At 33.6% G+C, this 8,837-nt stretch carries 4 protein-coding genes; 1 reads left to right on the forward strand and 3 read right to left on the reverse strand.

The window, feature by feature from the left end; genetic code table 11:
- Window positions 1–1,355: 1,355 nt before the first annotated feature.
- From H603_RS17355 to ppk1, 3 genes are all read right to left on the reverse strand, one after another.
- Complete coding sequence (locus tag H603_RS17355) at window positions 1,356–2,294, reverse strand: tetratricopeptide repeat protein (protein WP_157510443.1); 939 nt, start codon at window positions 2,292–2,294, stop codon at window positions 1,356–1,358.
- 243 nt (window positions 2,295–2,537) lie between these two features.
- Window positions 2,538–3,428, reverse strand: a complete 891-nt coding sequence (locus tag H603_RS0112555) for a Ppx/GppA phosphatase family protein (RefSeq protein ID WP_026708943.1) — start codon at window positions 3,426–3,428, stop codon at window positions 2,538–2,540.
- Between the two features lie 46 nt (window positions 3,429–3,474).
- Entirely contained in the window at window positions 3,475–5,544 is a 2,070-nt protein-coding gene (gene ppk1, locus H603_RS0112560) for a polyphosphate kinase 1 (RefSeq protein ID WP_026708944.1), read from the reverse strand.
- A 933-nt stretch (window positions 5,545–6,477) separates the two neighbouring features.
- Here ppk1 and H603_RS0112570 point away from each other — a divergent pair.
- A partial coding sequence (locus H603_RS0112570; protein ID WP_026708946.1) for a PKD-like domain-containing protein occupies window positions 6,478–8,837 on the forward strand: 2,360 nt, incomplete at its 3' end.

The following is an 8,837-nucleotide window of genomic DNA, read 5'->3' on the forward strand; positions in this document are numbered from 1 at the left end:
ATGTAATAGGAACAGAGTAGTTAAGCCCGCCTGCGCAGATGGTACTGCAGTTATGTGGGAGAGTATGTCGTCGCCTTTCTTTAAAGAACCCTTATTCGAATCGGATAAGGGTTTTTTGTTGTATAATAGTTTTAAAAAGAGAGTGTATTTAATTTAATACGAGCAAAATATTCAAGTTCGATGGAGAGTTGAAATTTAAGTGTACTGAGATTATGTGGGAGTCCTCGCGAAAGCTTTCGGGACTAATCGGGAATCGTCGCCTTTCTTTAAAGAACCCTTATCCCAATCGGATAAGGGTTTTTAGTTGTATAATAGTTTAAAAAAAAAGAAAAGATATAATGTAATACAAACAGAGTAGTTAAGCTTGTCGGAGTGCCAATACTTCGGGAGTACTGTAATTATGTGAGAGTCCTCCCGAAAGCTTTTGGGACTAATCGGGAGTCGTCGTCTTTTTTTTTAGAAAACGCTGAGTCAAACTAGACAAGTTTCTTTTTATCAAATGGCGGCTTAAGGAAGTTATGGTAGGATATGCAAGAGTTGGATCAAGTATAAAAGTCTAGGATCATCCTGGAAGTATAGATGGTCTAGAGTAGGGGAAAGCTGATTTTTCAACCGCTTCTTCTTCGTATTTATTGGTAGTGCTTAGATCCATGTGCCTTAACTATCAAAAAGGCTTGATACTATTTGATCATTTGCTTGATAAGATGTTATTCGATAAAATGGCTCAAATATGTCAAATTTTCCGCTTTCCACTACCAACCGATATTTGTCTTTAAAAGTAACTGAGATATATTATTTAAATTGCTATTATTAATAGTGATAAAAGTTATTTATTGAACTACGATGATTATTTTATATTAAGCATTTTTAATGCTTTTTAAGGCCCTGGGTGTCTTTTACCGTTGTGGTAGCAACGTTGTTGGTAATGTCGCTTAAATAGCGCTTATAGCCTCATTAAAATGATTTTCTGTATAGATGGTTGTTGTGAATTAAATGGTTGCTACTATTATTGAATTTAGATGTAAAATACTAGTTGATTGGAAATTCCAAGTGATGTTCGTATCAATGAAATTTTAAGTATATTAAGGTAGTACTGTGTTACTAAAATATCTGAATTAAGATCTAGCTAATTTATTTGTAGCGACTCTTATTTGAGTATAGTTTGGGATGCTGATACGAAGTCTTTTGCTTTTGATAAGAATCATGATAATACAAAAGTCGAGAGAAGGTTATGTGCAGCCCATTAATACTATTCTATATCTAATGTTAAGCAGCAGTTTAATTAAAAAATAAGGGCAACACCAAAAATATCGAAAGTGTTTAGAATTCGATAAAATAAAATATTGTAGAATAACTTATTTTTTATTTGCCTTCTGGCTAAGGATTTCTTTTGCTTTTTCTGTTTGTCCTAATCTCTTTAAAGCATCAGAATAGCGGTAATATAATTCATCTTCAATAGGTACGTCCATTGCAAAAAGTTCAGCATAATATTTTGCTGCTAATACCATATCTTCTTTAAAATAGTAATTGTCAGCTAGTTTTTTGAATAAAATGGCTGACTTAAATCCTCTCTCTGCTACTTTTTCGTACGTACGAACAACATCTATATAAGCGTAAGTTTCTTTTACTGGAGCTGCTTCTTCATTTTGTGTATCGCTAGACCCTGATGTCTCGCTAGACATAACATCGCGCACTATTTCATCTAAGCGCTTTTGGTCTTGTTCTTTGGTGACAACTATTGGCGCCACTTCAACTATTTTTTTCTCCTCTGGAATCGTAGCTATTGGGATTGGCTCTTTTTTAATTTCAGTTATTTGAGTTTTTTCTTCTTCTTTTTTCTCAACAATTTTTTCTGCCACAACTTGTTCCTCTTGTACTGGAATTGTAATTGGGCGTCTAACGGGAGGAGGAGGAGGAGTGGATTTGACTATCGCTGGCCTTTGTGGTCTTGCAGGCGCTGGTTTTTGAGTAGCAATAATTCTTCTAGGAGCTACCGGTTTTGAGGCTGGCGGCGCTAAAGTTTTAGGATCGAAAGCTATTTCTTCTGAAGTTCCATCAGTGTATTGAACGAAAACAGTTCTTAGGTTATCAGGACCTAAATTGGTTGTGCTGATTAATCTAGTATCTGAAACATGGTACACAGTTTTGCTACCACCAAATTTCATATTAATAACTTCCTCTACTCGATATGACTTAATCTTTCGAGCAGTATTTGTAGGAGCACTGTCTTGTGCGCTGCTGGTCAAGTTACTGGCAATGAGGCTAATTATAAATAAACAAGGTTTTATATTCATAATAAATAACTTAGGAAGAACTTGGTGTAATTTATCCTGTTTTTTAAGTGGATGGTCAAAATTAAGATCTATTGCCAAGTTAATTTATACTGACAATGAATTGCAAAGGTACTAAAATTCTTTAAATTTAGTCACTTTGTAAAGTATTCTGTACTAAAGCTAATTTAGGCCCTCGATTACACAAGATTTACCGTGATCTCAATTTTTTATTTCGAATAAAAAGGAGCTATTTTTATTATGATTTTAAATATTGCCATGATACATTGCCTTAACAATTCCGTCTGAGAGACCTATTTTTGGTACGTATATTTGTCGCGCGCCACTCCATTTCATTGCGTTTAAATAAATTCTAACAGCAGGAATGATAACATCAGCTCGATCGGGATTTAATCCCAGCTCTGAAATTCTTTGTTCGTAAGTTAAAGAATTTAAAAAGGCATATTGAGAATTGATATAAATATAAGATAAAGGTTTCTCTTGCGTGATTCCTGACATCTTAAATAATTTATTGATATTTCCTCCAGATCCAATTAGTGTAACTTCTTCATAATCTGATGTGTTTGTTTTGATCCATTTCTCAATTTCCAACCAAACGATATCGCATACCATGTCGTTGAGTAATCGAACCGTACCTGCTTTGAACGATTTAGAATTGACCATTTTTCCATTCGAAAATAAGGTAAATTCTGTACTTCCTCCACCTACATCTACAAAAAGATACGTTTTATCGGTATTTAATAAGTAAAGTAAATCTGTTGAAGCAATTATAGCAGCCTCTTTTTTACCGTCGATAATTTCGATAGTAACATTAGCTTTTTCTTGAATTAATTCTACAATTTCTTTGCCGTTGTATGCTTCTCGCATTGCAGATGTTGCAAATGCTCGGTAGGACTGTACTTTATGTACTTTCATCAACAAGTGAAATGCAGTCATTGCATCACACATTCTATCAATATTTTCCTCGGTTATTTCACCTACCGTAAATGCGTCTTGCCCTAATCTTATAGGAACACGCACAAGAGAGCTCTTATTAAATTGCGGTTCTTTTCCTTCTTGTTCAACAATATTTACGATGAGTAATCGCATGGCATTAGAACCAATGTCGATTGCGGCATATTTTTTTAATGTAATCATTAGTGTTCGCTAATTTTTTGTGCTACAAATTTCGTTGTAATACATATTAAAATGTTTCGTTTAGTGAATCCACCTTACTTTGATAATATTTATAGGTTTCGATTTGAGCTCTAAATATAGGTTGGCCATCACTATCACGATATTTATTGTCGAGTTCGTTTGAATGGTATCTTGCTTTTACATTTCCTTTCCAGGCAATATCAAAGTTGTCGATAAGTTCTTGTTTTATGTCTTGGTCATAAATAGGGCAAGTTACTTCAACTCTGCCATCTAAATTACGGGTCATAAAATCGGCTGAAGAGATATATACATCAGTTTGACTTCCGTTCCCAAAAATATAAATTCTAGCATGCTCTAAATAATTGTCTACGATGCTAATCGCTTCTATATTTGCACTCATTCCTTTTACTCCGGGAATCAAAGAGCAAATTCCTCTAACTTGTAATTGTATTTTGACACCAGCGTTACTAGCTTCATATAATTTATCGATCATTCCAAAATCAGAAAGACTATTCATTTTTAATTTTATCGAAGATTTTCTTCCTGCTCTAGCATTTAAAATTTCGCGATCAATCAATTTGTAAAAACGGGTTCTGGTATAATGTGGAGATACAATTAAATGTTTGTATCGATGAATTCTATAGTTAATGTCAAAAAAATCAAATATTTTTGTGATGTCTTTCAAAATTTGTTGGTGACTAGTGAATAAGGTGACATCGGTGTAAACCTTAGCAGTAGATTCATTAAAGTTTCCTGTCGAAATAAATCCGTATCTTTTTGTTTTACCGTTTTCGTTTCTTTCGATTAAACAAATTTTACTATGGACTTTTAATCCTTTGATACCAAAAATTAATTCGATACCCTCCGTTTGCATTTGTTCAGCATAAGAAATATTTGAGGCTTCATCAAAACGCGCTTGCAATTCTATTTGGACGACAACTTTTTTACCATTTTTTGCCGCGTTAATTAGCGAACTAATTATCTGGGAATTTTTAGCAAGTCTGTATAGCGTTATTTTTATCGAAGTTACCTTTGGGTCTAATGCTGCTTCTCTTAAAAATTTAGTTAAGTATGAAAATGATTGGTAAGGAGCATTTAGTAAGTAATCTTTCTTACTGATTTTCTCTAAAATACTTCCTTCAAGACTTAATCCAGGAATAGGTAAGGGGTCGTTTTTTTTATACAATAAATCGTAGCGACCAAGATTAGGAAAATCCATATAATCTCTTCGATTGTGATACCTTCCGCCAGGGATAATACTGTCTGTAGATACGATTTTCATCTTGTCTAGAAAAAATTGCAATGTATCTGTTTCGATCTCCTTATCATAAATGAATCGAACGGGTTCTCCTACACGTCTTTCTTTAACAGAAGAGGAGATTTTCTCGAGCATACTTTTGCTCAAATCACTATCGATGTCTAATTGCGCATCACGACTAATCTTTATCATGTGAGCAGAGACACTTTCATAATCAAAAATATTAAAAATGCTTTTTAAATTATGTCTAATAACATCGTCTAATAATATAACGTATTGCTTCTCGTTTTCTGATGGCAGCACTACAAAGCGATTCATTGTTTTAGGAATCTCAATTATGGCGTAGCGTACTTCGGCATCTACTTTCATTACCAGCTTAATTGCGAGATACCCCATATTGTCTTTTAACAACGGAAATTCTGCTAAATCATTCAATATAATGGTAACGAGCTCTGGACTTAATTTTTGAATAAAATAGTCTTTTAAGAATTTCTCTTGTTCAGATGAGATTTCGTGTTCATTGATAATAAAGATATTTTTACACTCTAGTTCATTCTCAATACCTTTAAGAATTAGTAAACTTTCTGTTTGATGTTTAATAACAATTTCAGTAATGTCTTTGACTAATTGCTGGGCCGAAATCCCACCTAATATTTTTTCTCCCGTTCTACCAGAAAGACTGAGCCTTCTAATAGCAGCAAAACGTACTCTAAAGAATTCGTCTAGATTATTAGAAAAAATTCCTAAAAAGCGTAATCTGTCTAATAGTGGTACTGTAATGTCAGCTGCTTCTTGTAGCACTCTTGCATTAAAAGCTAACCAGCTTTTTTCTCTATCAATATATTTTTGTTGTAACACAGATCTAAATTAATTATTAAACATTTCTATTAAATATAGATTATAACGATTTCTCTTTTATTCGAAATTAAAACGAGTGAAACTAAATGTACGTCGATTGTTCGTCAAGTACCAAATTTATTAACAAATTTTGTAATAGCAATACGGTAGTGCAAAAGAATATTTTTATCTGATATTGGTTTTAAAAATTCAATTGCTATTTTTTTTGTGAATCTCTGTTAAATAGTTTTTGATTAGTGAAAAGTTGGTTTCACTATGTTTTTTTTGATATTTTATGGAGTGCTTAAAAAAGTTATTAAGTTGCCTTGTTAAAAAACTTTTTAAAAATAAATTAACTTCTAAATCTAGACGTAAAATAAATGCGTATGTAAGATTTAGTGAAGTGTTTATTGAAATTTTTAATCGAAGTAGATGGTGCGTAAGATGTGAGGGGTTTTTAATAATGAGGAATTAACTACAAATTTTGTAGTTGCAAAAGTGTATTTTAACGATTATTTAAGTATTTAGCAGACTTAAATTTTAATTATTACATTATTAATTATCTTTGCATTTGGAATTAGTTAGCATAAAAATAGTAAGAAAAATAACAAACATGATTCAATTTAAACTTTTCAGTATAACGCTTTTCATACTTGGTATGATTACAATTTTATTAAACAATTTAATAAATATACAGGCGCGCGAAATTTTAGGTTCGCGTCAAATTAGATTGATTATTTCGTTAAGAAATTTGCAGTCTCGCATGAATCGCTTAATTGGGCAAAAATTAGGTTTAAGAATGTTTCTTGCAACAGAGAGAAATAAGATTTTTTATTCTTGGAATCATTTAAAATTAGTTATGAGACATTGACAAGTAGTTTAATACTAATAAAAGATTACCAAAATAAATATTGATCGAGATTGATCAAAAAAACAATACAAGATTTTCGCAATATGGAAAATAATTACTCGAATAAATTTACTGGAAATAATAAAACCAATTTTTATAGAATTTTATTAGTTCTTTCGTTTTTAATGCTGTCTCTAAATTCTTATTCACAATATTATAAGGAACATCATGTAGCTCCGGCGCCATGGAGGTATTTCAATGATGCAAACGAATTAATCGTGGCTACAGAGTCTTCATCTAACGTTACGGTTACAGTTAAAAGCAGTGATGGAAAATTTATTACAGATTTCACTGTACGTAAAGGAACTCCGAAAGTATATCGATTTGTAGGTGATCCCACCGAAAAAGGTAAGGGTTATTACGAAACTAATAAAATTATATCTGGAGCAGGATTGAATATTACTGCAACATTACCTGTGTCTGTTAATATGAGAAATGTGGCATCAGATGAAATTAGAAATACGAATGGAGGGAGTAGCACAGGTGATGCTGATAAAAACTATATTAAAGGTAATGCCTCATTAACCAGTTTTGGTGATGCAGGTGTTGGGGTAAGTTTTAGAGTGGGATACTATAGAAATGGAGATCTTGGAGATTTTGGTAGGTATGGGTATAAAAGGCCAATATATGTTGTTATGGCTATTAGTAATAGTACAACACTTTCAATCAACGGGAAGACCATAACAACGCTTAATAAAGGAGAAAGTTATTTGTTTGAAAGCGCAATTGGATCTCTGGTTGAGACTTCTAATCCTGTTGTTGTAAATACTTCGGCAAAAATTGATACACCAGAAGGGTGTGGAGATGGAACAGTGGATCAAGTGCCTCCTATATCGGTATTAGGGAAGGAGTATTTTGTCGTAAAAGGTCAAGGTAATGATACAGCGGAACAAACTACTGTAATCGCGACAGAAGCAAATACAGCTGTAACTGTCGAACAATTTGCTACTAATGGATCTTTAATTAATACTACTACTAAAAACTTGTCTGCGGCTGGAGATTTTTTTACATTCAATCTTAAAAGTGGGTCGGCTTATTCATCTGCTAGAATTACAAGTACAAAAAATGTAGGAGTTTATTCTGGTACCGCGAATGGATGTGAAGTAGATATTACAAGCATTGCTCCAGTGTCAGCATGTGGAGGTTCTGAACTGGTTGAAACTTACAAATTTAAAAATTATACAGGAGGTGATCTTCCTTACTTTGGTTACATTCTATTGCAGAGCGCTACAGAACCTGTTTCTGTAAGTGGTAAGGTGCTAAGTAACAGAAGGCAGTTAGGTTCCACGGGATGGTATCTAATTACTTTTAGTAATACAGATATTGGTTCGCCTGAAATTTTAACAGTTAAAAGTGATTCAAAGAAAACAGTAGGTATAGTTCAGCAAGGAGGAGGTTTTTCTATGGCCGCCATTTTTTCAAGTTATACATTACAGCCGGACACACCTACAGTTAGTCCTGATCCTGGGACTGCGGGCTGTTCTTCATCTGCTACTATAACTGCTAGTCCTGGATTTGGACCTTATAAGTGGTTTTTAGACGGGAGTGTTATTACTGATGCTGATGCTAGTAAAAACACTTATACAACAACTAAGACTGGTAGCTACTCTGTTGCTTACACCTTGTCGTGTGGAACTGAAGTACAATCTGCTCCTGTGTCAGTTAGAATATGTAGTGATGTAACAATACGTAAAGTTGTAGATCAAACTACGCCATGTGTAGGAACTGATGTTATTTTTACAGTTACAGCTATAAATAATGGTCCAGGAAATGCTACAGGAGTTTCTGTACTGGATTTGCTTCCATCGGGATACTCATATAAATCTTCAACAACAGATATTGGTTCTTATAATTCTGAAACGGGAATGTGGACTGTAGGTAGTCTTAGTAAAGATGGAAGTGCTATTTTAACAGTAACGGCTAAAGTCAATTCTTCAGGAGTATATAAAAATGATGCAACTATAAGCTCCTCAGCAGACTCTGATTTGAGTAACAACTCAGCAAGTGTAAATACGACTCCTAAACCACTGCCAATTGCAACGGCAGCATCATCTGCAATTTGCACAGGAAATTTTACAAATGTTGAATTAAGTAGCAACGTTTCTGGAACTTCATATTCTTGGTCAGTAGTACAAGATGGTGTATCAGGTGCCTCTTCAGGTACTGGAAATAAAATTTCTCAGCAATTAATTTCAACTAGTGATTTGGGAGGTACTGCAGTGTATACAATTACTCCAACAGCAAATGGGTGTAGTGGTCTTCCTATCAACGTTACAGTTACGGTTACGGCAAACAATACAAGTAGTGCAGCATCATCTACTCCTACATTATGTATTAATACTGCTTTAACAGCGATCACACATACTACAGTTGGAGCAACTGGAATTGGAGCTGCTACAGGTTT

It is taken from the genome of Flavobacterium frigidarium DSM 17623 (assembly GCF_000425505.1).
Lineage (GTDB): Bacteria > Bacteroidota > Bacteroidia > Flavobacteriales > Flavobacteriaceae > Flavobacterium > Flavobacterium frigidarium.

Excerpts from the sequence above, each read along its gene's own strand:
- H603_RS17355 (WP_157510443.1), bottom strand. The coding sequence starts at position 2,294 with ATGAATATAAAACCTTGTTTATTTATAATTAGCCTCATTGCCAGTAAC.
- H603_RS0112555 (WP_026708943.1), bottom strand. The coding sequence starts at position 3,428 with ATGATTACATTAAAAAAATATGCCGCAATCGACATTGGTTCTAATGCC.